The sequence below is a fragment of the Ferrovum myxofaciens genome (assembly GCF_013181415.1).
Lineage (GTDB): Bacteria > Pseudomonadota > Gammaproteobacteria > Burkholderiales > Ferrovaceae > Ferrovum > Ferrovum myxofaciens.
This window is the reverse complement of the sequence record NZ_CP053676.1, coordinates 2340438-2366293: the sequence shown is the minus strand read 5'-3', so window position 1 is coordinate 2366293 and position 25856 is coordinate 2340438. Positions and strand designations below refer to the sequence as shown.

Sequence of the window (25856 nt, the reverse complement as noted above, 5' to 3'; positions counted from 1 at the left end):
CCCCATTCATTTATGCCACAAGGTCTCCGGTCGGGCGACCGGTCATGATTCCAGTGTACGCAGATAAAGCCTCCCCGAATACGATGCCTTCGTCGGTAATGTCGTATAACCGAATGTCCTTGCTGTGCTGACTGCCGCGGACTTTGACAACCGAGATAACGCGTTTGAATTGGCCCGCGATTTCGACATAACGCTGCACGATGATTGCATCAGCGAGAAAAGCGCTTCCGAATGGACTGAAGCGCAAATCGGTGTAGCGGTCTTCCAGTTCCGATATCATCAATATGGTCACGCCCATGCTGGTCAACTCGGCAATCATCCGGTACAGCGATCCCCGGAAATCTTCGTGAAACTCGGGTGCCAGTGCCAGCTCAAATCCAGACAGGGAGTCGATGACAACGCGTTTTGCCCGCATTCGGGTAATCATTTCGATCAGATCATGCAGAATTTGATCAATCGATAAATCCAGGGAAAGCGTGTCGATCACCCCAACCTGCCCATTCTTGACCAACACATTGAGTTTTTTTCTCAGCAGTTGGTTGGGGGTCTTCTCAAACGCTGCAATCACCCCAGGTTCGCCCCTACATGCCCCTTCAGCGAGAAATTCTGTAGCCAATACGGTTTTTCCGGAACCGGAGGGTCCGACCAGAAGCAGCGAATAGCCTGCCGGCAAGCCGCCCCCCAGCATCTCATCCAGCCCCGGTGTTCCCATAGGAACACGCTGCTCTCCGTCAGGAACTGCGATTGATGATGCAACCACCGTGCCCGGTTTGATCATCGCACGGGGAAAAACCTGGACACCTTCATGACTGATGCGGAAGGTATGCAAACCGGGGGCTTGCGCCTGACCGCGCATTTTAACCACTTGCATCTTGCGCACCATTGAATTACGGTACGTGTTTTGCGAAAGCCAGAGGATACCGTCGGCTACGGTAAAAACCGGGCTGGACTCTGCTTCCTGCGTCAAATATTCACCCAATAAAAATGAGGTTGCCTGCCAACTTGTCATTTGCATGCCCAATTGCTGCACGAACTTCTGCAACTCGGATGTGCCTGCTTCCAAGGTCTTCGTCGATTGCACGACCGATCGGAAGGAATCGACAATTACCAGTCCGGGCGTATAGTTTTTCACCTCTTCGGCAATGCGTGATAATACGCGGTCGAAATTCCCCTCCATGAGGTCTGCAGACAGATTGACAAAACGAATCGATTCATTGATTTTATCAATGTCAAAAAACGCAAACTGTTGCTGATACCTGAGCATCTTCAAGGCAGGCTCACCGAGTACCGTGAAGAACAGTCCACGATTGTTCGAGTTTGCCAGCGAGAACATGATCTGGTGAGCGAGCGTCGTTTTTCCACTTCCCGGCGGCCCCGCAATCAGATTGAAGGAGAATTCCGGTAAACCTCCGCCCAGCAGGTTGTCCAAACCAGGGACGCCAGTCGGCAGACGGCGTATGCTTACCTTCTTACTCATCTGAAAACCCCTTATCTGCTCTATCCTGGACGTTAATACCCCAGGAAGAACGTACAATTTTGGTCGTCAATTGCTCACCGATTAACGATGCCAGGATATCGGTAAAAATGATTAGTAGCAGGCTGTTCGCCTCGCTGACTTGCACGGGTGTTTGTCCTTCAAAGGAAATTCTTAATTCCACAAACCTGTCATCAGTCCGTTGTAACGGTGAACTGGCAACAAGCCAGGGAAAGGTTGACTGGGCAAGGAACACGCTTCTTGCATAAAGCGAATTGAAACCACTTTCACCAATGATCGAAACCAGATGAGTCGCCAACTGCTCCCACGAAACGATTGCACCATCCACAACCCCTTCAGGGTGCCGTGCCATGAGGCTTTCAATCATCTGGTGCCGCAGCAAATCATTGGTTGCCATAAATCAGTGATCGATGGATACGACAACGCTCAGGAAATGCATGCCAACGCACCAATGGCAAATCATTTCCCCGACCCGATATTGCCTCCCGAACCGAATCAGGGGCCATCGACTATTTTTTCTCAAAAACATTAAAGATTAGCCAATGTTTTGTACCATAAAAAAGATACCTTCCGTAGTCAGTCTATCACAGCCAAAAAAAATCGAGGTTTTTCAAGGGTCGATAAACACTGACCACCAGAGTGGACAGTCACTGCGGCAGGTCAGGGAAGTTCTACCACTGCGCCCCAACGCAGAGGACCCTGCCTACGGATTACGGGGTTGCTGGGGAGTACCCATCAAAACACCCTGAACTTTTACAGAGAGTCACAATCGAACCCGCGTGTTCTGTTAGTCTGAAGTCTTTCCCCATTGCGAGGTTTGAAGATGGTACGTGTACTCTGGTCATTGGGGGTTCTCGGTTTAATGGTGTCTCTGAAGGGATGGGCGGCATTGGGAGGAAATGATCTGCAAGTGCCACAGGAAGGGTTCCCGTTAACCTCCTATGTCCCTGCCCATGCGGCTTCTGCCAGCCCCCCTGGGGGAATTCGTCAACAATCCGTTGAAACCTTGCAGCATGTGATCGTGACGGAATACTCCAGTCATGGCACCGTGTTTGCTCTGACCTGGTCAGGCCCCACCCTGCCTGACTCCAGTGTTTTTTTGGGTTCCTATTTTCCCCAGTACCAACAGTCTCTCCAGAACCTCCACCTGCGCCCGGGGTCCTACCGGACCCCCATCGCTCTCCATACGCCCGCTCTGGTCGTTCATGCCAGTGGTCACATGGGAGCCTATCAGGGCTCCGCCTACGCCCCGGCTCTGCTGCCTGCGGGTCTGGACCTCTCTCTTCTTGGAGTGGCCCCATGAAGACGCCTTCACTGAAATTTTTCCTTCGGGCACTGATCCCGGGGCTTTTCCTGGCTTTGACGGCTTGTGGTGGAGGGGGTGGCGGCGGGGGCGGAGGGGGGACCATGACAACGGCTCAGACCTGCAATGCCTTGACCGTTCCAGCCACCAGTATTCCCACGCCTTTTACGGCTTCTCCGTCCACCACCGCCAATCAAGTTCCGGTGACTGTAGAACAATATGCCGCCGTAAACTACCCCACCATGAACCTGCCCTATGTCACCGTGCAGGTTTGTCATGGGAGCCAGTGTGTCACCATCGATCACGTCATCGTGGATACGGGTTCCTACGGACTGAGGGTACGCGCCGACTTTCCCGGGATCAGCAACCTGAATCTTCCTGCCGTCACTAACGGGACAGCTCCCGTCATGGAATGTGCCCAGTTTTTGGGGGGCTACATGTGGGGGGGGGTTTACCAGGCCACGGTCAAGGTGGGGGGTGAAGCCACCATCAACCCGATCCCCATCCAGTTGGTTGGCGGTCAAAATTCCTTTACTCCACCGAGCAGTTGCTCCAGTTCCGGCTCCAACATCGGCAACCTGTCCGGGATCGGGGGCAACGGACTGCTGGGCGTGGGGGTATTTCTGCATGATCTCAGCCCCTACTATGCCTGCACTACCAACGCAAACACAGGGTCTGGCAACCTTGCCCTGACCAGCATCGTCTCCAACCCCGTGGTCGCCTTCAGCAGCGACAACAACGGGACGATTCTGACCTTGCCCACCATTGCATCCACAGGACAAACCACAGCAAGCGGCACCCTGACCTTCGGCATCAACACCCAAGCCAACAATTCCCTCACGTCCGGTTATTCCGTGGTCCCTGTCCCCGCCTCGGGGCCGAATATAGGCAATTTTACGGCCAGCCTCTCGGGTCAGAGCGGAACCTATCCTGCCTCCTTCTTCGACAGCGGATCAAACCTGTATTTCATTCCCCTGACCGGCATTCCCACCAATTCCTCTGGGAATTATAACCCTCAGAGTCTGCAAACGATCACGGGCACGGCCACTTCCTTTGTCACCCCGTCCAATACCGCGCCACTCTCCTTCGGATTACTCGATATTACCAACTACCTGAACGGCGGAAATGTCGCCTTCAATGACAGCGGCTCGGACAATGGAGCCACGGCGGGGTCGGCAGATTTTGGCTTGCCCTACTTTTATGGCCATTCCATCATCAATGGGTTGAATGGTGCCCAGGCTACCCAGGGCAGCACCTCTTTTACCGGACCCTTCTATGCCGTCAAATGATTCATCCCCGAGAATGCTGCGCCTGAGCGGTGCCCTGCTGGCTTTCACGGGTATCGTCCTGGGGGCTTTCGGAGCCCATGCCTTGCGTTCGATTCTGGCGCCGCCTTTGCTGGAGGTATGGCATACCGGGGTGGAATATCAGTTGTGGAACGCCGTGGGACTGATCGGTCTGGGGGGGTGGACGGGCGTGGACATGCGCGGCCCCGGTCGACTGATCGGCGGAGGCGTTCTGGTGTTTTCAGGGTCCCTCTACCTATTGGCTTTGACCGGTGCCTCCTGGCTCGGAGCCGTTACGCCCCTAGGCGGATTGGCCATGCTGACAGGGTGGGCCTGGGTAAGCTGGAAAGTGGCTCGCCCCCGCCCCGAATAGAAAACCGAGTTTCGCCAATCCCTGAAAACTCACCGGATCTGTTAACGCAGGTGTTCGAGCACCCGCCGGGCAATGGCGCCAAGGGGCAGCACTTCATCCACCGCCCCCACTTCCACAGCGGCCCGCGGCATACCATACACCACGCTGGTGGCCTCATCCTGGGCGATGGTATAGGCGCCCGCCTGGCGCATCTGGAGCATTCCCTGGGCACCGTCCCGCCCCATGCCGGTCAATAGGACAACCAGCCCATTGGCCCCCACGCTTTGAACTGCGGACTGAAACAGCACATCCACCGAAGGGCGGTGGTGGTTGACCGGGGCATCACCTCCCAGACGAAGCATATATCCGGCTCCATTACGCGTTACACGCAAATGGGAATGTCCCGGCGCCACATAGACGTGACCAGACAAGACCCTTTCACCTTCTTCGGCCTCCTTGACATTCATGCGGCATAACCCATTCAGCCGGGCTGCAAAGGATTTGGTAAAGGCCTCCGGCATATGTTGGGTGATCAGAATGGCGGGGGCATCTGCGGGCATGGGCTCGAGAAAAACCTTCAGGGCCTCGGTACCGCCTGTGGACGAGCCCACCAGAACAATTTTTTCAGGCCCGGAGAATTTTCCGGAGTGGCTGACTGGAGACACCGTGCTCTGACCATGAATGCAACTTGAAGCACGGGCATGAAACGCCATGCGAATCTTGCCGGCAATTTCTTCCGCATACCCCTGCAATCCCGATGCCACATCGAGTTTGGGTTTGGCAATGAAATCCACCGCACCCAATTCAAGGGCATTGAGGGCCACTTCGGACCCTCGCTCGGTCATGGATGAGATCATCAATACAGGCATGGGACGCAGACGCATCAGACGCTCGAGAAAGGTCAACCCGTCCATCTTGGGCATTTCCACGTCGAGGGTCAAGACATCAGGGTTCAATGCCTTGATCATGTCACGAGCCTGCAACGGATGAGCGACTGCCCCCACGGCTTCCAAATCAGGAAAACTGCTCACCACCTCGGTCAAAATAGCCCGGATCAGGGCCGAGTCATCCACGATCAACACCCTGATCTTGCGTAACCCATTCACGATGGCTGTCCTATCTCTCATTCTTTTGGCCATAAGGAACTAGAACAGTTCCACTCCTCCTGAAATGTCCGTTCCGCGGATACGCTCACTGTAGCGTTGCTCACGGGTCACAATGGTATCGTTGTGAACCGAGCGCAGACGTTTGACCAGAATCTTGCCGGTATTGGGAAAGAAATAGACCTTGCGGGGATAAATGTCCATCAGATCCTGAGCCGTCACGGGGATATTTTCAGTCTGAAGATATTCCAGTATAAATTCCGCATTACGTTCCCCAATCCGGGCCGTGGTAAAACCGCGCAACACTTCTGCCCCCCCAAAAACCTTGGCCTCCAGATGATTGCGCCGGGCTCCTGCCTTGATCAGGCGGTTGATCATCAACTCCATGGCATAAGCGCCATAACGACCTGCCACGCTGAGCGGTGTTCCTCCCTCGCGCAGATCATCCGGCAACATAAAGTGATTCATCCCGCCCAATCCAGCCACTCGGTCCCACAGGCAGGCTGCCACACAGGATCCCAACACGGTCACCAGAACCATATCCCGTCCCGTCACATAATATTCCCCAGGCAGAATCTTGATCGCTTCCCGCTGAAACTGGCGATCAAAATAACCGTTCGGGGTAAAGATTTCCTGGCAGGACGTATCTGTCATCGTTGCTCGACTTGATTGACCATTCCCGTTGCCTTGCTTGGAGAAAGTTGATATACGGTTTTACCCCGCAGGTGAAAAAAATCGCGGGCATGGTAAAAAATCTCGGAATGACCGGCATACAACAACCCTTCCGGATCAAGATACTGAGACATTTTTTTCAAGACTTTGTATTGAGTATTTTTATCAAAATAAATCATAACATTACGACAAAATATGGCATTCAGGGAAGAATACAGCGGCCAATGAGTGTCCAGCAAATTCAGTTGAAAAAATGTCACCAAACGACGTACCTCAGGACGAATTCTAACCGACCCTGAATGTTTACCCACCCCTTTATGAAAAAACCGGTGCAGACGGATTTCACTCAAGGTCAGGTTTTCTGCGGCATAGGTCCCTTGTTCAGCCTGAGCCAGGACATGAGTATCGATATCGGTGGCCTGGATCAAAACGGGAGGATTAGGGCCGAGGGTTTCCAATACCGTCATGGCCATGGAATAAGGTTCCTCCCCCGTAGAGCAGGCAGAACACCACAGACGAATGGGGGAACCCCGCGCGGCCAATCCCCGCAACTGTTGGGCCAACAACTCAAAATGATGGTTTTCGCGAAAAAACGAGGTGAGGTTGGTGGTCAGCGCGTTGATAAACCCCTCCCACTCTGAAGTCCCCCCTGTCAGGAAATTCTTCAAATAATCCTCAAAACTTTTTGCGCCCGTGGCGCGCAAACGTCGCGTCAGCCGGCTATAGACCAATTCTCGTTTGTTATCACTCAGAGAAATGCCAGCCCGCTCATGAATCAGATTCCGCACCTGTTCAAAATCACGTTCGGTAAAACAAAATTCACGGGGTCTCACCATCACCTCTATCTCAGAACTCCTGCCAGTCACCATCCTCACTGTCCGCCGGTTTCTGAACTCCCAATACCATGGGACGCCTGGGTTCAGTACGTGCTTCCTGCGCCATCAAACGCGGAAAGTCCCTCATGGTTCGACTCAGATTGTGAATGGTTTTACCTGATGTCACAGGACTCTGATGAATCCTGAAGGTCCCCATCAAACGTTTGAGGCTCTCCGCCTGTTCTTCCAGGGAAGCCGCAGCAGCAGCAGCTTCTTCCACCAACGCAGCATTTTGCTGGGTCGTATCATCCATCTGGGTGATGCTCACATTGACTTGTTCGATACCCCGGCTTTGCTCTGTGGAAGCCGCCGCGATTTCTCCCATGATATCCGTGACCCGGGTCACAGAGATCACCACATCGGTCATGGTACGACCGGCTTTTTCCACCAGGCCGACGCCCACTTCCACCTTGCCCACCGAATCCCCAATCAACCCCTTGATTTCTTTGGCTGCTGCCGCGCTACGCTGGGCCAGATTGCGTACTTCGCTGGCCACCACCGCGAAACCACGTCCCTGTTCCCCAGCCCGCGCAGCTTCCACTGCCGCATTCAAAGCCAGGATGTTGGTCTGAAAGGCAATGCCATCGATCACGCCAATGATATCAACGATCTTCTTGGAACAGGCCCCAATATCACCCATAGTCTGCACGACCTGCGCCACCACTGCTCCCCCCGTCGTCGCCACATCCTGGGCATTGCGTGCCAACTGGTTGGCCTGACGAGCATTTTCTGCATTCTGCTTGACCGTAGAGGTCAATTCTTCCATGCTGGCAGCGGTTTCTTCCAAACTGGCAGCTTGTTCCTCCGTTCGACTGGACAGGTCGGCACTGCCTGAGGCAACTTCCTTGCAGGCCGCATTGATGGTATCGGCGGAGTCATTGACTTGCTGGATGAGGGTTGCCAACTGCTCGACCGCCGCATTCACATCCTGTTTCATGCGTTCAAAGATCCCTTGGTAGTCGCGCGTAATGGACTGGGTCAAATCCCCCTGAGACAAGGATGAAAGAACGCGACTGACCTCTTTGAGGCTGCTGGAGGTACTGTTGATGAACCCATTGATTCCCTCCGACACCCGTAACAGAAACCCTTCCTTTCCCTCCACCGGAATCAATTTCGAGAAATCCCCTTGGACTGCGCTTTCAATCACTGAATTGACGTCCTCTTCCATCGCCAATTCGGCAGTCCGATCCAGCCATTCCACTACATAGCCCAGTCGTTCATTCCGTTCATTGAGCACGACACTGAAGGTAAGTTGAAAGGTATGCCCCCCCAATTCGAGACAAGTTTGTTGTGAATCCCGCAGTTGTTCCAGCAACCGACTCTGGTGAGCGGAATTTTCATAAAAATCATTGATGGAACTGCCAAGCAGGGCATCTGCCTCAAAACGTGGGAGATCACGACGAATATCCCCCTGTACCGCCCTGAGTAACTCATGAGCCGATTTGTTGACGAATATGATACGGTGCTGGAGGTCGGCGATCATGACGCTTGCGCTCACATTATTCAACCCCACCCGGACCCGTGAATTCTCATCCAGGAGACGCCTGCTTTCCATCACCTCAAAACCCATGCGCGTCTGCATGGACTTGATGGCATACATGAGTTGACCGATTTTATCCTTTTGCTCCACCACGATATTATTATCGTAATGACCCTGGGCAATGCGTGCCATCACTTCTGAAGCAGAACGCATGGAACGCGTCAGATACCTCATCAGCAATACCACCAGCAATATGGCCACCACCACGCTCAGGGCTCCAATACCCGCCTGAATCAAACGCAACAGATGCCGGCGATCCTGCTCCCGAGCATAGGCCGTACGCAGTGCATCCACCTCCCGATCATTCATGGTTTCCAGTTGCTGGTACATTTGAGCCTGCAATGTCCTCAGTTCTTGTCCCATGAGCGCTTTTGCACTGGCATGATCGCCCTGATGCAAAAGGTCGAGCAAAGGATCCAGTCCCTGTCGCCCGTAACTTTCCAGAAGAATCTGTAAATCCTTCAATTGGGTTTTCGCTGGTTCATCTGCCGCCACATTCACACTCAGGCTGCTGAACAGAGCCTGGCTAACAACCTTGAAATCAGCGACAGAGTCATCCAGTTGATGAATGGGCAGAGGTTCTGGCGCGGCCCCCCCTTCCCGGTGCAGTATCTCTGGCTTGGTGCCCATGATCGGAGGCGCGGAAACGGCAGAATGATTCAGCAGATCACTCATCTGCAACTGGTTCTGGGCCACCAAAAATTTGAGTTCCACTAGATCATGCACAAAAATGACCCGTCGATTGACGATTTCATCCATGTTCGCTTCACTGACCTTCCCATCCCACCAGGTCAGGGCACCCACCGCCAACAAGGCGATCAGCATCGCCAGAAAAGACCACAGGATGCGCTGATTTTCGCTCAAGCCATGTCGCCAGCGCCGCAAATGGCCGCCCAGCACGCCCACTTTGACGACCCGACCTTCCTCGATACGCAGGCGACCCTGTTTCTTTTCCTTGAAGAGACGATAAATTCGTTCGGTCTCTTCGATTTTCTGACGACTGGGCTTGGTACGTACAGACAGATAGCCCACGCAGTCGCCCATCTCCTGAATGGGAGTGACATTAGCCTGGACCCAGTAAAAGTCTCCATTTTTTCGTCGGTTTTTGATCAATCCCGTCCAGGGCAAACCTTTCTCGAGGGTTTGCCATAGATCCCGAAAGACCTCTTCCGGCATATCCGGATGACGAACCAAATTATGCGGTTGACCAATCAATTCCTGTTCGGAACAACCACTGGCCTCGATAAAACAGGGATTGGCATAGGTCATGTGTCCCTTGAGATCCGTCTTCGATACCATGATGAAATTCTCACCGAATTCATATTCGACGTTGGTCACCGGTAGATTGATTCTCATACCCTATTCCCCTTGATAGATATTATTTATTGTTGGATCATTCATTCGCAGTTTTATCGATCAGCGCCATATCTTCGCTCTTCACCAAACGCTCGATGTCCACCAGAATCAACATGCGTTGGTCCAACGTTCCCAACCCCATCAGGTAATGGGTATCCAGGGTTGCCGTAAAACCAGGAACGGGACGAATCTGCTCGGGGGTCAGGGACAACACGTCGGAAACGCCATCCACCACCATCCCCACCAGCCGTCCGACCAGATACAGAATGATGACGACGGTAAATTCATCGTACCGGATGTCTCCCAAGTGAAAGCGCACCCTGAGATCGACGATGGGCACGATTTCTCCACGCAGGTTGATCACCCCCTTGATGAAATCCGGCGTATTGGCAATGCGGGTGACGGTTTCATAACCCCGAATTTCCTGAACCTTGAGGATATCGATCCCGTATTCCTCGCTACCCAAGGTGAATATCAGAAATTCGTTGGCAGTCACTGCAGGAGTCGGGTTATTCTGATTCATCATGATTCTCGTCATCCTTGTCCATCAAACCACTCCGGCCTGGGGAAACCGGCTTTCGTGCACAAAGGGTGCCGGATCCACGATCAAGGCGACCCGCCCATCGCCCAGAATGGTGGCTCCAGAAATCCCCACCAACCTGCGAAAATGGGTTTCCAGGCTTTTGATCACTACTTGTTGTTGCCCCAGCAGGGCATCCACACACACCGCCACCTTGTGTCCTTCTGCTTCCACGATCACAGCAATGGGCGGATTTTCGGGAAAAAGGGATCGATCCCCAGGCACCGGAAACTTTTCACCCAACACGACCAGCGGAACATATTCTCCTCGTACTTGTAACAGACGTCCATCACCACTGATGGTACGGAGATTTTCCGAGGTCAATGGCACCGACTCCAGAATCGAGATCAAAGGAAGAACATAAACTTGTTCTCCCACTGCCACCAGAAGACCATCGAGAATGGCCAGGGTAAGGGGCAAACGAATGATCGTACGCATGCCCAGACCCACCGTCGAGTCGATCTCGATTCGCCCCCCCATCTGGTGGATATTGCGTTTGACCACATCCATGCCCACGCCCCGTCCCGAGACCTCCGTGATCTGATCGGTGGTGGAAAAACCGGGTTCAAAAATCAGATTCCATACCTCGGCATCTGTCATCGCATCATGACAGGGTAAACCCTGTTCACGTGCCTTGGACAGAATTTTGTCGCGTGGCAACCCCCCCCCATCGTCGCTCACTTCAATGACCACCGCTCCACCCTGATGGTAGGCGTTGAGGGTCACCATCCCGCAGGAAGGCTTGTGCAACCTATGGCGCCGTTCGGGCATTTCAATGCCATGATCCACACTGTTGCGAATCAAATGCATCAAAGGATCTGAAATTTTCTCGATCAATCCTTTATCGAGTTCCGTACCTTCTCCCAGCATTTTCAATTCCACCTGCTTCCCCATTTTACCGGCCAGGTCCCGAACCAGTCGGGGAAAACGGTTGAATACCACGGAAATCGGCAACATCCGTACCGACAGGATAGCTTCCTGCAAGTCGCGCGAATTGCGCTCTAACTGGCCTAGCGCTCTTTTCAGGGATTCATGACGTACTTCCTCCAGAGGCCCACTGGCTTGCATCAACATGGACTGAGTAATGATCAGTTCGCCCACCAGATTGATCAGTTGGTCCACTTTTTCCACCTTGACACGAATCGAGGGATCTGTGCCGACTCGATCGGCAGCTCGACGCCCCCAGGAAACCCGTTCGGGAACAGGATCCGTCTTTACTCCGGAACCAACGGAGTCCTGTCCGGCTCCCACAGGCTCAGAAGGAGGAACCGGGAAAACTTCCGCTGATGAAACAGGATCAACAAAAAAACCATAACTGAGGTCGGGTTCCGGCTTTACTTCACGGATGGATTCAAAAAAATCCTGACCTTCATCAAAAAATCCATATCCCGGATCGTTCTGCACCACCGGTTCTGGAACCTTCTGTTTGATCCCTCCAGAAAAAACAGAAACCGATGCATGTTCCACCGGAAAGATGGGATTGGAATCCGAACCCACTGTACTGGCCAGAGCGGTCAATTTTTCCTGAACGCCCTGCACGACATCCGGGTCCACACTTCCCTGTCCACGGTGAAAAGCCAACTGCATACGCAACACATCCCCAGCCTCCAGGAATGCATTGATCATCTCTTCTGTCAAGATTATTTCGCGTTTGCGCACCCGATCCAGCAAATTCTCCAGGACATGGGCGACTTCGGTCATATCGTTGAAACCAAAGGTGGCGGAGCCCCCCTTGATGGAATGAACCGCGCGAAAAATGGCATTCAGATCTTCGCCCACCGGGGCCATCCGGTCCACACCCAATAGTAGAGTTTCCAAGGCCAGCAGATGCTCCTCCGTTTCATCGAAGAACACCTGAAAAAACTGACTGAGATCAATACTCACAAATAGGGCCCGGATCAGGATTTGAAAACGGTTCGGGTCACCCGATACATTTATTGACCACTTCCAATAATTTTTGGGGATCGAAGGGTTTGACCAACCATCCCGTTGCCCCGGCGGCACGACCTTGAGATTTCATGGAATCACTGGACTCCGTGGTCAACATCAAAATGGGAATATGCTGGTACGCCGGCAGCATACGCAAGGTTTTTATCAAAGTCAGGCCATCCATCTTCGGCATATTCAGATCCGTCAATACCAGATCCACGGTCCTTTGACGGGCTTTGTCCAACCCTTCCTGACCATCTTCCGCCTCGATGACGTCATATCCCGCCCCCCTCAGGGTAAATCCGACCATTTGCCGGATGGAGGAAGAGTCATCCACCGTCAATATACTTTTGGCCACTCTCTTCTCCTTGACCGTCGATTCTAAAACAGTTCAATTTCACCGGATTCCCTGTCGTTCTGGCTCTCCAGATGGAACCTACGCGGGGGACCACTGTAACAGTTCCAAAGTTGTTTTTCTACCCTGATGAATTCATGGGGATCACCACTTCATACACAGAACCCCAAGTTTCTCCCGGTATTTCCCCTGTCTCCGGGTGCCAATAAATCGCGCCGCAACACCGGTTCACAATCATTACATAACGGACAGATTTTTTCGCCTCCCGAGCAAGGAAATCCCTAACATTCCATTTTTTCTCAAGCGCAAGCACCATGACCCCAGATTCATGCATCCGCGTTTTTGCCATTACCTCCCATCAACTGATCCTGGCAGGTTTGAGCGCCCTGTTGACCGATCATCCGGGCAACTTTCTATGGCTGGGCGGACACCCGCCCACAACCAGTCTCTTTCGCGAACTGGAACGACATCATCCCAAAATCGTCATCCTGGACGATGCTTCCCTGAACACCCTCCCCACACTATCCGCGTACCTGGCCGAGCATCATGTCGAACTGATCCTGTTGACCCAGTCTGAGGAACTGAAGGGAATGGAGGCGCAAATCCAACAGGGGGTTTTGGGAATCGTCCATGTTTCCGAACCTCTTGGTTCCATTTTGGGGGCGCTCCACGCCGTATCCCAGCAACATCTCTGGGTACCGGCACGTCTGCGCGAGCGACTTCTCACCAAGGCTTTCTCGTCCATAGCTCAAAAGTCCGATAACAATTCATCCGGGTTTTTTGACTTGAGTACCAAGGAAAAGGAACTGATTCGTTTGATCGTTCATCACCCGGAAGCCAAGGCGTTGGCTCTGGGGGAATGGTTGGGCATTCAGGAATCCACCTTGCGCAACCGACTCTCACGCATCTATCAAAAACTACACCTGCATGGCCGCGCTTCGTTGGTCATGTTTGCCCAGCAATACCACCTCGACTGACTCATTTTTGCAGGGTCCGTGCCGTTTTTTGTGCCTGCTCCACGGCAGCCCTGGCCTCGGGCGGCATGTAGTTCTCATCATGTTTGGCCAATACTTCAGTAGCCACAAACTGTCCATTTCCTAAATTTCCTTCTGCCACTACGCCCCGTCCTTCCTTGAATAAGTCAGGCAGAATGCCCCGGTAGGAAACCGCGATTTCATTGACGGTATCCGTGACAATGAAATGAGCCACGAGGTCATGCCGCTGCAAAGACCCCGTTTTGACCAGTCCGCCAATGCGAAAAGCCCGGTCTTTCGGTGCTTCTCCGCGCACGATCTGAGTGGGGGTATAGAAAAAAACCAGATTGCTGCGAAAGGCATTGAGTACCAGAGCCACGGCTACCCCAAGTACCACCACCGCCCCGAAAATCAGCGCCAACCGTTTATGACGAGGTTTCATCCGTTCAACTCCTGCTTGGGTAAACGAGACTGAATGGTGCGCAAGCGCTGGCGCACCCACAGGGACTCGATGAGCATGCCCAAGGCACAGGCGCCAAAACTGCCCCATACATAAAGACCATACCCGCGCATAGTCAGAAAATCCTGCAAACTAGTCCAATGCATTACGTTTCACCCATTCGCTTGTCAGCTCCCGTTCCAGAATGATACACCGGACCCTCGTCAAAACCACGGCAATGGCGTAGGACCAGAACCCCAATGCCATGATCAACATGCCTTCCAGCATGATATGCGCCATGCTGGGGGCCTTGGTCAGGGATACGGAAGCGCCCTGATGCAGGGTATTCCACCATTGCACCGAAAAATAGATGATCGGAATATTGACCACACCGACCAAAGCCAGCAACGCTCCTGCCCGGTCAGCCCGACGCGGGTCATCAATAGCCGACTGCAGGGCAATGAAGCCCAGATACAGAAAAAACAGGATCAACTGTGACGTGAGGCGGGCATCCCAAACCCACCAGGCTCCCCACATGGGTTTGCCCCAGAGTGCACCCGTCCACAGGGAAAGAAAAGCGAAAAGAGCGCCAGTGGGTGCCAGCGCTGCGGTTAACATGCCGGATAATCGGGTATTGAAAGCCAAGCCCAGGGCCGACCAAAAGGCCATGACGCAGTAAATGAACATGGACAACCAACTGGCAGGTACATGGACAAAAATGATGCGGTACCCTTCACTCTGCTGTGCGTCGGTGGGTGCCACAAACAGTCCGATCCACAATCCCCAAGCGATCAATAGAACCGACAGCCCGAAAAACCAGGGAATCAAACGTCCTGCCAGAGGATAAAACGTGGCAGGAGAGGCATATTTGTACCAGTTGATAACCGAGTTGCTCATGGGAAATCTTACTCCAGTGCAATACGTAACGCCAGGGATGTCACCCAGGGAGAAAAAAACACGCTCAGAACCAGCAAGGCCCCCAGCAAGGATAAATGCCCCTGCGGGCTGATGCCGGACAGATCTGCTTCCACGGCTCCTGCGCCAAAGATCAAAGCAGGAATGTACAACGGCAGAATGAGCAACGACAAGAGGGCCCCGCCCCCCCGCAGACCCAGGGTCAGTGCCGCGCCCAGAGCCCCCACCGCCGACAGGATAGGCGTTCCGAGCAGAAGGGACAAGACCAGGATACCCAGGGAACGAGCGGGCAGGTCAAACTGGAGACCCAACAGGGGAGCCATGAGTACGACGGGCAGACCGCAAACCAACCAGTGGGTCACCATTTTACCCGCCACCAACCAGGCCAGGGGCACCGGAGAAAGGGCCATTTGTTCCAGGGTTCCATCGCCATGATCCGAGGAAAACAAGCGCTGCAGCCCCAACAAGGTGGAGAGCAATGCCCCGATCCACAATACTCCTGGCGCGATTTTGCGTAGTAAAGACACTTCCGGTCCAACCCCCAGGGGCAGCAGGTTGGTAACCATGACAAAAAAGAATAAAGCCGTCAGCCATTCACTCTTGTGCCGGGTCGCCAGCACCAGGTCCCGCCTCATGGAAGTCCAAAACCCCGTCATCATAACGCAATGCTCATGCCCGGGCGCAAACCCAAGGTTTGATGACTGGTGAGTATGGCACTGCCTCCCCGTTCCAAATGATCTTCAATGACCGTGGAAAGAAACTGGGTCGCATGAGTATCCAGGGCCGTATAAGGTTCATCGAGAATCCATACTTGTGCCGGACGGATGAGCAAACGTGCCAATAAAACACGCCGCCGTTGCCCTGCAGAAAGATAGCGAACCGGAAGATGCTCCCGCTCCTGCAAACCAAAACGATGCAGTGCTTCCATCAAAGCTGCTTCATCCACTGGAAAAGCTTCCAGCCCAAGACTGAAACGCAGGTTTTCCAGCGGGGTCAACTCTTCCTTGAGGGCCGCATGATGACCCAGATAGAGCAGAGCGCGCTGCCATTCGGCACGGCATTCCTGCACATCCTGGCCCTGCCAGGTCAAAGTTCCTTCCCGAGGTTGGACGAGTCCCGCCAAAACCCGCAGCAAAGTGGTCTTGCCTGCCCCATTGGGGCCTTGGATCTGTATCCATTGTCCTTCCGGCAGCGTGAAGGAAAGCCCCGAGAAAAGGGTGCGTGCGCCACGCTGACAGGTCAGTTGTGCCACAGCAAGCATATAACCGTTCTCGGCTCAGGGCTGCACTTGGTTAATGACCAGTTCCACCCCATGCGCTCCTGGTTTGAGCGGCAAGGTCGCTCCGAACAGGTCGCCGCTTGAAGGCATGGGATTACCCGATTGCGTCACCCGAACTTCCACCCGCACCAGATCCACCGACGAAAGGTTGAACTGAGGACTCATGGCCTGAGCATCGGTCAACTGAAATTTGAGGGGCCAGGACCCTACCGTGGTTCGAATCACTGCCAGAGGCATGGGAGGACCTTGTACTGCCTTGGCAAAAATGAACAGGGTTTCTCCCGGGGTGATCTTGTCCTTGAGCGCAGGATCCAGCGTCACTTCCCCACTGATGCTGCTGGCTGCAGCCCCTTTTTGAGCCTGGGGCTTGACGGGTCCTTCCGGCCCTGCGAAGGAATCTGCGGTCACCGGGGCCAGTTTGAGTTGTGCCCGTGCCTTGTTGAGTTGTTCCAGGACAAAGGAGGAATCCTGGGAACTCGGTTCCAACAGGGGCATCAACTTGCTCCAGTAGGACACCGCCAGAGCGTATTGCTGAGTGATGAAAGCAAAACTCCCGGCCATGAAGAGTCCCTTGCCATTACCCGGTTCCAGTTTGAGAGCATTCATGACCCAGGTATTGGACTCGATCATCTGCTTGTCATCGCCCCGCACCTGAGCATCCGCTGCCAATGCCTCGGCATAATCCACCATCAGTTCCGGATCATTGGCCATTTCTTTCTTCAGATGACCAAAAGCCTTGATGGCTTCTCCCGGTTTGTCCAAATTCATGTAGGAACGTGCAAGCATGGCCCATCCCTGTGGGTTATCGGGGTTTTTGGCCAACTTCTCGGCCAGGGCCTTGACCATGTCATTGATCTTGGCGGGGGTCATTTGCTGCGCTGGGGCTGCTGTCATTTCCGCCGGTTGGAGATCGAGGGCTTCAGGATGCCCGCGCCAAAGATACATACCGATGCTGGCCAATGGAATCAACGCCAGGAGCAGCAGCGCAGTCGTTCGGCCATGCACCCGATCCGTCACTTCCGGCATGACTTCCGTATCCTCCAGAAGACGGCGTTCCACCTCTTCGCGCGCCTGGTCATAGTCCTGATCGGCCAAACTGCCATCGGCCCGCTCAGCCTCCAATTCCTGCAACTGGTCACGATAGACGGCGGCATTGAGCGCTTTGCGATGGTCGCTGACCACGCCCCCTCGGATCAAGGAAAAAACGAGATAACACAGAATGAGCAGGGTCAATCCCCCGCTCGCCAGAATAAATACGGTCATGGTTGGTCGCGCAGGAGCGCCTCGATCTGTTGTTTTTGTGCGGAGGAAAGGGGGAGTTCAGGAGGCCGTTGCAGAATCCTGCGACGCAATACCCAGCCCAAAAGTCCCACCGCCCCCAGCATGAGAATGAAAGGACCAAACCAGAGTACCCAGGTTGATGGCTTGACCGGGGGACGATAGCGCACGAAGTCCCCATAGCGCGCAACCATGTAGTCTGTCACTTCCTGATCCGTTTTGCCTTGGCGAATCTGATCACGGATCTCGCGGCGCAGGTCTTTGGCCAGATCGGCCTGGGACGCTGCCAGAGATTCGTTCTGACACACCAGACAGCGCATATCTTCGGCAATCACCAGCAAACGCTTTTCCACTGCAGGATCATCAGCCAAAGGCTTGGCTTCTTCGGCGTGAGAAAACCCCCAGGGCCCCATCAACCCAAACCCCAGCAGCAGGACAGGGAAGTATTTGCGCCATTTCACACTGCTCATTTCTGTAATTTCTCCAGTAGGGGCAGCAGGGTTTTCTGCAGGACATCTTCCGTAATGGGTCCAATCTGCTTGTAACGAATCACGCCATTGCCATCGATGACATAGGTTTCAGGCACGCCATAGACTCCATAATCGATGCCCACCCGTCCATCCTGATCCATGGCGGTCAAGGTGTAGGGGTTTCCATATTGATCCACCCACTTGCGCCCGGCATCAGGGTCATCCTTGTAGTCCAGTCCCACCAGAGGAACCTGATGAAGACGAGCATATTTCAGCAGAATCGGGTGCTCTTCACGACAGGACACGCACCAGGAAGCCCAGACGTTGAGCATCCAGACCTTGCCCCGGTAATCCGCCGGCGAAAAAGTTCCCTCACCTTCCAGAAGCGGCAGACGAAAACTCGGTGCGGGCTTGCCGATAAAGGGCGACGGCACTTCATGGGGGTCATGCTGAAGGCCAAGTCCCATGAACAGTGCCAGCCCCACGAAGACACCCAGGGGAACCAGAAACCAGACATTGAAACGCGCAGACTTTCTGACCTCTACGGATTCCGGTTGAGACATATCCGACTCGGGATTCGTTCCAGTCATACGGTCACCTCGTGCTGCACTGCCATTTCTTGCCGTGCAGCCTTGGCCTGCACGCGATAACGCCGATCCGATGCCGCCACCGCGCCTCCCAGAGCCATCAGAACACAACCAGCCCAGATCCAGTTGACAAAGGGCTTGTAATAGATACGCACGCTCCAAGCCCCATTATCCAGGGGTTCCCCAAGGGAAACATACAGATCACGGGAGATCGTGGAATGGATGGCGGCTTCGGTCATAGGCATGGGCGAAGAAAAATAGGTCCGTTTTTCCGGCTCCAGCAATCCTTCCACCTTGCCGTTTTCGCTGTAGGTCACTGCGCCACGCAAGGCGCTGTAATTCGGCCCCGGCACCGGTTCCACCCCCACCAGACGGAAAGTTGTTCCCTTGAGCGTCAGGGTGTCCCCCGGCCCCATGCGCACATCCCGTTCAATTTCATAACCCTTGATCAGGGTCACGCCCACCACAAAAACCGCCATGCCAAAATGGGCTGTCTGCATGCCAATGAACCAGCGCGGAATTGTTTTGAGATGGCGCCAGGACCAGACCTGGCGGGCAATACTGGTGGCCAGCCAGGCCGCCGTGGCGATTCCCAATGCCGACAACAGGCTGAACGCCCCCATCAGAAAAGGAACCACGATGCCCACCACCAGGGCGATGACCATATCCAGCCGCACCTCGCGCAGAATATCCTTCAAATTCGCGCGCTTCCAGTGCGCCAGCGTCCCGATGGGCAGAATCAGCAGCAGAGGAATCATGAGGGGCACGAACACCGTATTGAAGTACGGGGGACCGACGGACAATTTGCCCATCCCCAGGGCATCGATCACCATGGGATAGATGGTGCCCAATAACACGGCGGCGGCAGCCACAGCCAGCAGGACATTATTGAGCAGAATGAAGGATTCTCTGGAGACCAGTTGGAAGCGCCCTCCCTCACCCACTGCAGGAGCGCGCCAGGCAAACAGGGTCAGAGAGCCGCCAATCACCAGGGAAAGGAAGAGCAGGACGAAGATCCCCCGCTTGGGATCCGAGGCAAAGGCATGAACCGAATTCAATACCCCGGAACGGACAATGAAGGTCCCCACCAGCGAGAGGGAAAAAGCCGCAATGGCCAGCAATACCGTCCACCGTTTAAAGGCACCGCGCTTTTCCGTGACCACCAATGAATGAATGAGGGCCGTACCCACCAACCAGGGCATGAAGGAAGCATTTTCCACCGGATCCCAGAACCACCATCCCCCCCAACCCAATTCATAATAAGCCCAGCGTGAGCCAAAACAGATCCCCAAGGTCAAGAATACCCAGGCGGCCAAAGTCCAGGGACGGGACCAACGGGCCCAGGTGGCATCCAGTTTTCCTGAAATCAGCGCGGATAAGGCAAAGGCAAAAGCCACCGAAAATCCCACATAACCCATGTACAGCATGGGTGGGTGGTACACCAATCCGGGATCTTGCAGGAGCGGGTTGAGATCCCGTCCTTCCAGAGCCGCCGGAAAAAGACGGTCGAAGGGATTGGAAGTCAGAAGAATGAAGAGCAGAAAACCCGTGATGACCAGGCCCAGCACCCCCAACGCACGGGCCACCACAGGATCAGGGAGACGGCGGGAAAAAATGGCAACGGCGGCGCTCCAGGTACTCAATAAAAGCACCCATAACAACAGCGAACCTTCATGCCCTCCCCATACGGCAGAAAACTGGTACTGCACCGGCAACTTCGAGTTGGAGTGCTGTGCCACGTAAAGTACCGAGAAATCGTTGTGCACAAAGGACCATGCCAGACAACCGAAGGAAACGGCCATGGCCAGCAACAGGGTCAAGGCAAGGGGGCGCGACAAACCAATCCATGAAGCCACGCCACGTTGCGCGCCCACCAGAGAAAAAGTCGCCATGCCCACAGCCAAGGTCAGTGCCAATATCAGTGAATAATGTCCAAGTTCCGGGGCCATGAGATCTCCCAAAGGGGCTATAATTTCCGTAAAGTTCGTAAGTGTACCTCACCCCGAACAGGGATGGGGAATCGGGGAAGCCCCCAGTTCAGGTCTCGAGGGAGGATCATTCATGTTTACCCATCTACTCATCGCCACGGATGGTTCGGAACTTTCGCATAAAGCGTTGAATGGAGGGTTGAGTTTGGCCAAATCCTTACAGGCCAAGGTCACGGTTTACTGTGCAGTCATTCAATACCTGCCCACCACCGAGTTTGTCGTGGATTCTCCACTGGAAATCATGAAGCAACTGGAGGGCTTGGCCGATCAATATCTAGCGAATGCCCAAACCCTGGCGAGTTCGCAGGAGGTCTCCATTGAAACCCGCAAGTCCGTAGAGTATTCCGTTTATGAAGGCATTATCGAATGCGCGCGCATCCAAGGGTGCGACCTCATCCTGATGGCCTCCCACGGACGACGGGGACTGACCGGGTTGATATTGGGGAGCGAAACACAAAAAGTCCTGACTCACTCCAAAATCCCGGTCCTCGTCTTCCGTTGATCCCGCACTCAAGGCTGGACAGGGCCATTGGGTGTGCTGGGAACGGCGTGCCATGGCTCAGGGCAACTTTCGACGTAGGGGTAGTAGCCCTTTGCCGAGTCGCAGTAGAACCAGTCGTGCGTCGCTCCCCCCGGTGGATCATTCTCTGGTTCTTGCGCTGCCGGTCCGACATAAGTCGTTTCCTGAGGCGAAACCGGCGCAGAAACCACCACGGTGGGAGGCGCCTGATAAACAGGATAGCCCACCGGATAGGGATCGTAGAAGAGAGGGTCATTCCAGGCCCAGGCCCCATAGCCCAAGCCCAAACCTAGTCCGAAACCGCCCCAACCCCAGCCTTCTCCCCAGCCACCACGCCAGCCACCATCTCTCCAGCCACCGCGCCAACCACCGTCACGCCAACCGCCACCGCGCCAGCCACCGCCGCGCCAACCCCCACCGCGCCAACCCCCACCACCGCGCCAGCCACCGCCACCGCGCCAACCACCTCCGCCCCAGCCCCCCTGATGGAATCCTCCTCCCCTGGCACCGCCGCCCCTTCCTCCACCGCCATGACCTCCTCCACCGCCACGAGCCCAGGATGGTTCGGTCACAACACACAAGACGCCGACCAACAGCCACGCCAAGACAACCTGTGTCTTTTTCTTTTGGTCAGCGTTCATGCAGGTTCTCCCGGAAAGTGATGCAGATGAGAATGAGGACTCACCCAGTTCAGTGACTGGTTGCGGCGGGAGGTGCAGGGGGTGCAGGAGGCATGGGCGGATGCATCATCATCCCCCCCATTCCCATTCCCATGCCCTCGCCATGCCCGCACATGGGATGCCCCATAGTGCTTCCCACCGCATAGGCTTGTTGCCAGTAGAGATCGAAAATGGTTTTCTGATTGGTATCCAGGGTGTCATAAAACTTTTGCGTACTGGCTTGCAATTTTTCCAGTAGCGCCAAATGATCCTGTAGTCGTTCAACCTCCAGACGCATGTGATCCAGACCATGAGCCATACGTTCAGGCGTGGAGACACGAGCGTGATCTGCCGTTGCACGATCCTCTTCCAGGGCCTTTTTTTCATGCTCTGCACGCCAGTGATGAATTCTTTCCGTTTGTGCCTGCGTGATGGACAGGACATCACCTGACCATGCTTTCCACCCTTCCAGTTGCGCAGCGGTCAGATTGAGTTGCTCTTTCATATCCAGCAACATGGCTTGACTGTGCTGCATCCACATATCCGGATGATGGGCATGATGGGCCTTATGCTGCACCACCGGTGCGGGGACGCTGGCAGAGGGTGCAGGGGCACTGGCCGAGGGAGGGGTTCCGGCATCGGCCAGAACGGCAAGGGATGACCCCATGGCCATTACAGCCACCAGTGCCATCATTTTTTTACGGTTTACGACCATGAAAAACTCCTCCATTTTTATAGTGGGGGTGGACAAAGAACCTCTGTTTTCACAGAGAGTCGGAAAAATTCAATTCGTTCCCTGGATCATCATGCCACACACAGGGTTTTCAAAGTATGAAGAACGACAGGACGAACCTCAACTCCAGTCGGAACCCGAATCGTTACTGGTCCAACCGGAATCCGAACCAGAATCCCAGGAGCCCCCATCGCTGACACCAAAATCACGCCCTCCCATATCGCTGTTTCCTCCTGCGCCAGAAGCATACGGATCCGCGGACCCGGTGCCTTCGCTCGGCCCATCCACCAAACGATGTGCCAGCGCTTCACCCGCCACCATCCCGGCGCCCAAAGCCGCCCCAGTGGCCAGACTACCCATTAGACCTCCACCCCCCATACCCCCCCCCATACCACCTGTGGGCCCCATGGAAGGAGGAACCCCACCGCCCATTCCGTTGTTGTAGTACCCTCCCCCCGGGCGCGGCATCATTCCCATGCCTGCCGGGCCTTGCGCCGTTTGTCGGCGCACCAGCCAAATCACCAACAGCAGGGCTATCCCCCCCACCACCAACAAGGTCCCCCAAGGGGTATGGCCCGTTCCACCGGCAGGAACGGTGGCACTTCCCGTGCTGCGATCCAACTCATTTTTCAATTCGGCCACGGCACTTGGCTTGGCAAAGGGCAATCCAGGTTGAAGTTTCTGGGCCAAAGCCAGTTCATCTCGCCCACCTGCCAGATTACCGGAACGCGCCAGAACTTCGGCTTCGGTGAAATGAGCCTTGGCGCTGTTGGGGTGAGCGCGCAATACTTCCTGCATCATTTGCTGCGCCTCTTCCAGTCGGCCACTGCGCGTTGCTTCATAGACCTGTTCCAAACTGGGCTCAGCCCAGGCCAAGGTCCCTTGCAACAAGGCAAAGGTAACTAAAATATGACGAAAATGTAACTTCATGAATGCGTTCTCCTGATCGTTTCAGTGTTGCCCGAAGGTGACCTCGGCGGAGCACCCCTGTGCCCTCTCATTCCACCTGCTCAGATAGGGTCTGTTGACAGCCAACACAAGGGGGGCATGCGTTTTTCTCATTATCGCGCAGAAGCAGAGGTTCCAACTCCTGCCGGGGAACGGGCCGGGAAAAAAGAAATCCCTGCAAAAAGTCACATCCCAGAGCACGCAGACAATCTTTTTGCAACTTGGTTTCCACCCCCTCGGCAACGACGATCATCTGGGCCGATTTTCCCAATGCCACGATCATGCGCACGATTTGATTGTCTTCCCCGCTGTTCGGAATATTCTGGATGAAACTTCGGTCGATCTTGATCGTATCCAGGGGTAACTGGCGCAAATGGGACAAACTGGAATACCCTGTCCCAAAATCATCGAGGGCCAGATGAATCCCCAATTTGCGCAAACGCTGAAGCACTTTGGCCGAGCGTCCCGGATTGCGCAACACCATGCTCTCGGTCAATTCAAACTCGATCAGCCGAGGTGGGGCGCCCGTTTCCTCCAGTATCCTTTCCACGGTATCCACAAAGGCGTCAGACTCCACTTGCAGGAGGGATAAATTGATGGCCACTCGATGACCGTAAAACAAGTTTTGATCTCTCCAACTCACCACCTGACGACAGACTGCCCGAATGACCCACTCTCCAAGCGGAATGATCAAGGCGGTTTCTTCCGCCACAGAAATGAAATCGTCGGGTTGGACGAGTCCGCGGCGTGGATGTTGCCAGCGAATCAAGGCCTCCAGTCCACATAACCTTTCCGTGGACAGGCAAAATTTTGGCTGGAAATATAATTCGAATTCCTGCTCCTGAATGGCACGACGCAGGTCTCGTTCCACTTCCACCCGGGCCACGGCCCGGCGATTCATTTCCGGATCGAAGAAACGAAAACCCGATTTCCCACTCGCCTTTGCGACATACATGGCCGTATCTGCATGCTTGAGCAGAATATCCGCATCTATACCATCCTCCGGGTAAATGCTGATGCCAATGGAGGAGGTGGTATGAAAATCATACCCCCCCAGGACGATAGGCTGTTCGATGATCTCGATCAACTTTTCTGCAATGATGGCCAATTCCTGGTGCCCGGCAGGCTGTTGAAGCAATACCACGAATTCATCCCCTCCCAGACGGGCTACCGTATCAGAGGCTCGCACCCCTGCCTGGAGCCGCCGGGAAACAGAAATCAGTAACTGGTCTCCTGTGGCATGGCCCAATGAATCATTGACCCACTTGAAATTGTCGAGATCGAGAAAAAGCACCGCCAACTGATTCTGATTGCGTTCGGCCAGACGAATGGCCCGGGACAGACGATCCTGCAACAGGTGCCGATTGGGTAAACCCGTCAGGCGGTCATGGTTGGCCTGATAAATAAAACGGGCCTCACTTTCCTTCTGTTCGGTAATGTCCTTGAAAACGGCAATGTAATTCGTCACTTGCTGACTGGCGTCGCGCACCACGCTGAGACTGAGCCAACGGGGGTACAGAGTGCCATCCTTGCGCATATCCAGCAATTCCCCGCACCAATAACTGTTCATCTCCACTGCCGCCCATATTTGCGTCAGGGGCGTTTCATTGGGAACGCTTACCGTGCTTGACAGCATTTCATTGCCCAACACTTCCTCTTCACTGTAACCGGTAATTCGCTTAAAAGCTTCATTCACGGTTAATAACCGGCGATCGCGCGCCGAGATCGCAATGGCATCCAGACTGCTGGCAAAGACTCGAGACCACAAATGTTGTTTCGCCTCTTCCCGCATGCGCAAGTTTTCATGACGCTCCATGTTGTCGGCCATTCTTTCCAGAATATCCGCCACCACGGTAATTTCATCCCGACGCGCAGCCCGTGCTTCCACGAGCGCACGTACAAATTCCAGAGAAACGCGATGCTGATCACTGAAATGGACCACGGCTCTTTGCAGGGCCTGCACGCGCCGAGCGCCTTCCAGCATCCATTTGCCGATGGAAAAAGCCAGAATTCCGCCCACCAGAACGAAGGTACTGAGCAAATAACCCAGACTTTCCCAAGAAAAAAAGACACTTCCTTCCGTGTAGGTCAAACCATCGCTCACCAAAAACACCAACAAAGCCAGTGCGCCTGCGCAGAGAACAAAGCGAAGGAGGGTCTGACGGGCGATGGATTGAAATCTTTCTGCGGACACAGCGACTCTCCGAATGTGCGGTGAGA

Annotated in this window: 27 protein-coding genes; 5 read left to right on the top strand and 22 right to left on the bottom strand. The window is 54.5% G+C overall.

What is annotated here, in order from left to right:
- Positions 1-10 precede the first annotated feature (10 nt).
- Positions 11-1477: an ATPase domain-containing protein gene (locus HO274_RS11680; RefSeq protein ID WP_273119851.1), complete on the bottom strand. Its 1467-nt coding sequence runs from the start codon at positions 1475-1477 to the stop codon at positions 11-13.
- Positions 1470-1892, bottom strand: coding sequence for a hypothetical protein (locus tag HO274_RS11675; RefSeq protein WP_273119850.1), 423 nt, complete (start codon positions 1890-1892; stop codon positions 1470-1472). Before HO274_RS11675 ends, HO274_RS11680 begins: the two co-directional genes overlap by 8 nt.
- A 426-nt stretch (positions 1893-2318) precedes the next feature.
- On the opposite strand from HO274_RS11675, the gene HO274_RS11670 reads away from it, so the two are divergent.
- From HO274_RS11670 to HO274_RS11660, 3 genes are read left to right on the top strand one after another with little or no spacing between them, the layout of a single operon-like run.
- Positions 2319-2798 carry a DUF2844 domain-containing protein gene (locus HO274_RS11670; RefSeq protein WP_273119848.1) on the top strand — a complete coding sequence of 160 codons (480 nt, stop codon included), beginning with the start codon at positions 2319-2321 and terminating at the stop codon, positions 2796-2798.
- Positions 2795-4087 (top strand): DUF3443 family protein, encoded by a 1293-nt coding sequence (locus tag HO274_RS11665; protein ID WP_273119846.1) that lies wholly within the window; start codon positions 2795-2797, stop codon positions 4085-4087. The genes HO274_RS11670 and HO274_RS11665 overlap by 4 nt, the downstream gene beginning before the upstream one ends.
- 13 nt (positions 4088-4100) lie before the next feature.
- Positions 4101-4457, top strand: a complete 357-nt coding sequence (locus HO274_RS11660) for a DUF423 domain-containing protein (RefSeq protein WP_273119844.1) — start codon at positions 4101-4103, stop codon at positions 4455-4457.
- A 41-nt stretch (positions 4458-4498) separates the two neighbouring features.
- Here HO274_RS11660 and HO274_RS11655 read toward each other — a convergent pair whose 3' ends face one another.
- The 7 genes from HO274_RS11655 to HO274_RS11620 are packed head-to-tail and all read right to left on the bottom strand — an operon-like array spanning position 4499 to position 12849.
- Positions 4499-5563 (bottom strand): protein-glutamate methylesterase/protein-glutamine glutaminase, encoded by a 1065-nt coding sequence (locus tag HO274_RS11655; RefSeq protein WP_273119842.1) that lies wholly within the window; start codon positions 5561-5563, stop codon positions 4499-4501.
- An 18-nt stretch (positions 5564-5581) separates the two neighbouring features.
- On the bottom strand, positions 5582-6193 hold the full coding sequence (gene cheD / locus HO274_RS11650) for a chemoreceptor glutamine deamidase CheD (protein WP_031596239.1): 612 nt from the start codon (positions 6191-6193) through the stop codon (positions 5582-5584).
- Entirely contained in the window at positions 6190-7047 is an 858-nt protein-coding gene (locus HO274_RS11645; RefSeq protein ID WP_273122310.1) for a CheR family methyltransferase, read from the bottom strand. The genes cheD and HO274_RS11645 overlap by 4 nt, the downstream gene beginning before the upstream one ends.
- Before the next feature lie 10 nt (positions 7048-7057).
- A complete protein-coding gene (locus tag HO274_RS13415) occupies positions 7058-9982 on the bottom strand; it encodes a methyl-accepting chemotaxis protein (protein ID WP_337954664.1) in 2925 nt (974 codons plus the stop codon).
- Between the two features lie 37 nt (positions 9983-10019).
- Positions 10020-10508, bottom strand: coding sequence for a chemotaxis protein CheW (locus tag HO274_RS11630; protein WP_031596242.1), 489 nt, complete (start codon positions 10506-10508; stop codon positions 10020-10022).
- Positions 10509-10529: 21 nt separating this feature from the next.
- Positions 10530-12446 (bottom strand): chemotaxis protein CheA, encoded by a 1917-nt coding sequence (locus HO274_RS11625; protein ID WP_273119838.1) that lies wholly within the window; start codon positions 12444-12446, stop codon positions 10530-10532.
- A 37-nt stretch (positions 12447-12483) separates the two neighbouring features.
- The gene (locus tag HO274_RS11620; RefSeq protein WP_031596245.1) at positions 12484-12849 is read right to left on the bottom strand and encodes a response regulator; all 366 of its coding nucleotides are present in this window, start codon (positions 12847-12849) and stop codon (positions 12484-12486) included.
- Positions 12850-13160: 311 nt separating this feature from the next.
- On the opposite strand from HO274_RS11620, the gene HO274_RS11615 reads away from it, so the two are divergent.
- Positions 13161-13823, top strand: coding sequence for a helix-turn-helix transcriptional regulator (locus tag HO274_RS11615; RefSeq protein ID WP_273119836.1), 663 nt, complete (start codon positions 13161-13163; stop codon positions 13821-13823).
- Between the two features lies 1 nt (position 13824).
- Here the strand turns inward: HO274_RS11615 and ccmE are convergent, their stop codons facing one another.
- From ccmE to HO274_RS11570, 9 genes are read right to left on the bottom strand one after another with little or no spacing between them, the layout of a single operon-like run.
- Positions 13825-14262, bottom strand: coding sequence for a cytochrome c maturation protein CcmE (gene ccmE / locus HO274_RS11610; RefSeq protein WP_031596248.1), 438 nt, complete (start codon positions 14260-14262; stop codon positions 13825-13827).
- On the bottom strand, positions 14259-14426 hold the full coding sequence (ccmD, locus tag HO274_RS11605; RefSeq protein ID WP_273119834.1) for a heme exporter protein CcmD: 168 nt from the start codon (positions 14424-14426) through the stop codon (positions 14259-14261). Before ccmD ends, ccmE begins: the two co-directional genes overlap by 4 nt.
- Complete coding sequence (ccmC, locus tag HO274_RS11600) at positions 14413-15156, bottom strand: heme ABC transporter permease CcmC (RefSeq protein ID WP_273119832.1); 744 nt, start codon at positions 15154-15156, stop codon at positions 14413-14415. The genes ccmD and ccmC overlap by 14 nt, the downstream gene beginning before the upstream one ends.
- Before the next feature lie 8 nt (positions 15157-15164).
- Positions 15165-15809 carry a heme exporter protein CcmB gene (gene ccmB, locus HO274_RS11595; protein ID WP_264753751.1) on the bottom strand — a complete coding sequence of 215 codons (645 nt, stop codon included), beginning with the start codon at positions 15807-15809 and terminating at the stop codon, positions 15165-15167.
- Between the two features lie 20 nt (positions 15810-15829).
- Positions 15830-16435 (bottom strand): cytochrome c biogenesis heme-transporting ATPase CcmA, encoded by a 606-nt coding sequence (ccmA, locus tag HO274_RS11590; RefSeq protein WP_031596252.1) that lies wholly within the window; start codon positions 16433-16435, stop codon positions 15830-15832.
- A 15-nt stretch (positions 16436-16450) separates the two neighbouring features.
- Positions 16451-17716 (bottom strand): c-type cytochrome biogenesis protein CcmI, encoded by a 1266-nt coding sequence (gene ccmI, locus HO274_RS11585; protein ID WP_273119829.1) that lies wholly within the window; start codon positions 17714-17716, stop codon positions 16451-16453.
- Entirely contained in the window at positions 17713-18201 is a 489-nt protein-coding gene (locus tag HO274_RS11580; protein WP_031596256.1) for a cytochrome c-type biogenesis protein, read from the bottom strand. The genes ccmI and HO274_RS11580 overlap by 4 nt, the downstream gene beginning before the upstream one ends.
- Complete coding sequence (locus HO274_RS11575; RefSeq protein WP_051862045.1) at positions 18198-18764, bottom strand: DsbE family thiol:disulfide interchange protein; 567 nt, start codon at positions 18762-18764, stop codon at positions 18198-18200. Before HO274_RS11575 ends, HO274_RS11580 begins: the two co-directional genes overlap by 4 nt.
- A gap of 23 nt (positions 18765-18787) precedes the next feature.
- Positions 18788-20737, bottom strand: coding sequence for a heme lyase CcmF/NrfE family subunit (locus tag HO274_RS11570; RefSeq protein ID WP_273119827.1), 1950 nt, complete (start codon positions 20735-20737; stop codon positions 18788-18790).
- A gap of 112 nt (positions 20738-20849) precedes the next feature.
- Here HO274_RS11570 and HO274_RS11565 point away from each other — a divergent pair, with 112 nt between their 5' ends.
- Positions 20850-21278: a universal stress protein gene (locus HO274_RS11565; protein ID WP_062188256.1), complete on the top strand. Its 429-nt coding sequence runs from the start codon at positions 20850-20852 to the stop codon at positions 21276-21278.
- 8 nt (positions 21279-21286) lie between these two features.
- Here the strand turns inward: HO274_RS11565 and HO274_RS11560 are convergent, their stop codons facing one another.
- From HO274_RS11560 to HO274_RS11545, 4 genes are all read right to left on the bottom strand, one after another.
- A complete protein-coding gene (locus tag HO274_RS11560; protein WP_273119826.1) occupies positions 21287-21937 on the bottom strand; it encodes a hypothetical protein in 651 nt (216 codons plus the stop codon).
- A gap of 49 nt (positions 21938-21986) precedes the next feature.
- Positions 21987-22670: a Spy/CpxP family protein refolding chaperone gene (locus HO274_RS11555; RefSeq protein WP_031599465.1), complete on the bottom strand. Its 684-nt coding sequence runs from the start codon at positions 22668-22670 to the stop codon at positions 21987-21989.
- A gap of 138 nt (positions 22671-22808) precedes the next feature.
- Positions 22809-23618: a tetratricopeptide repeat protein gene (locus HO274_RS11550; RefSeq protein WP_273119824.1), complete on the bottom strand. Its 810-nt coding sequence runs from the start codon at positions 23616-23618 to the stop codon at positions 22809-22811.
- 67 nt (positions 23619-23685) lie between these two features.
- Positions 23686-25830 (bottom strand): putative bifunctional diguanylate cyclase/phosphodiesterase, encoded by a 2145-nt coding sequence (locus tag HO274_RS11545; protein ID WP_273119821.1) that lies wholly within the window; start codon positions 25828-25830, stop codon positions 23686-23688.
- Positions 25831-25856: the final 26 nt, after the last annotated feature.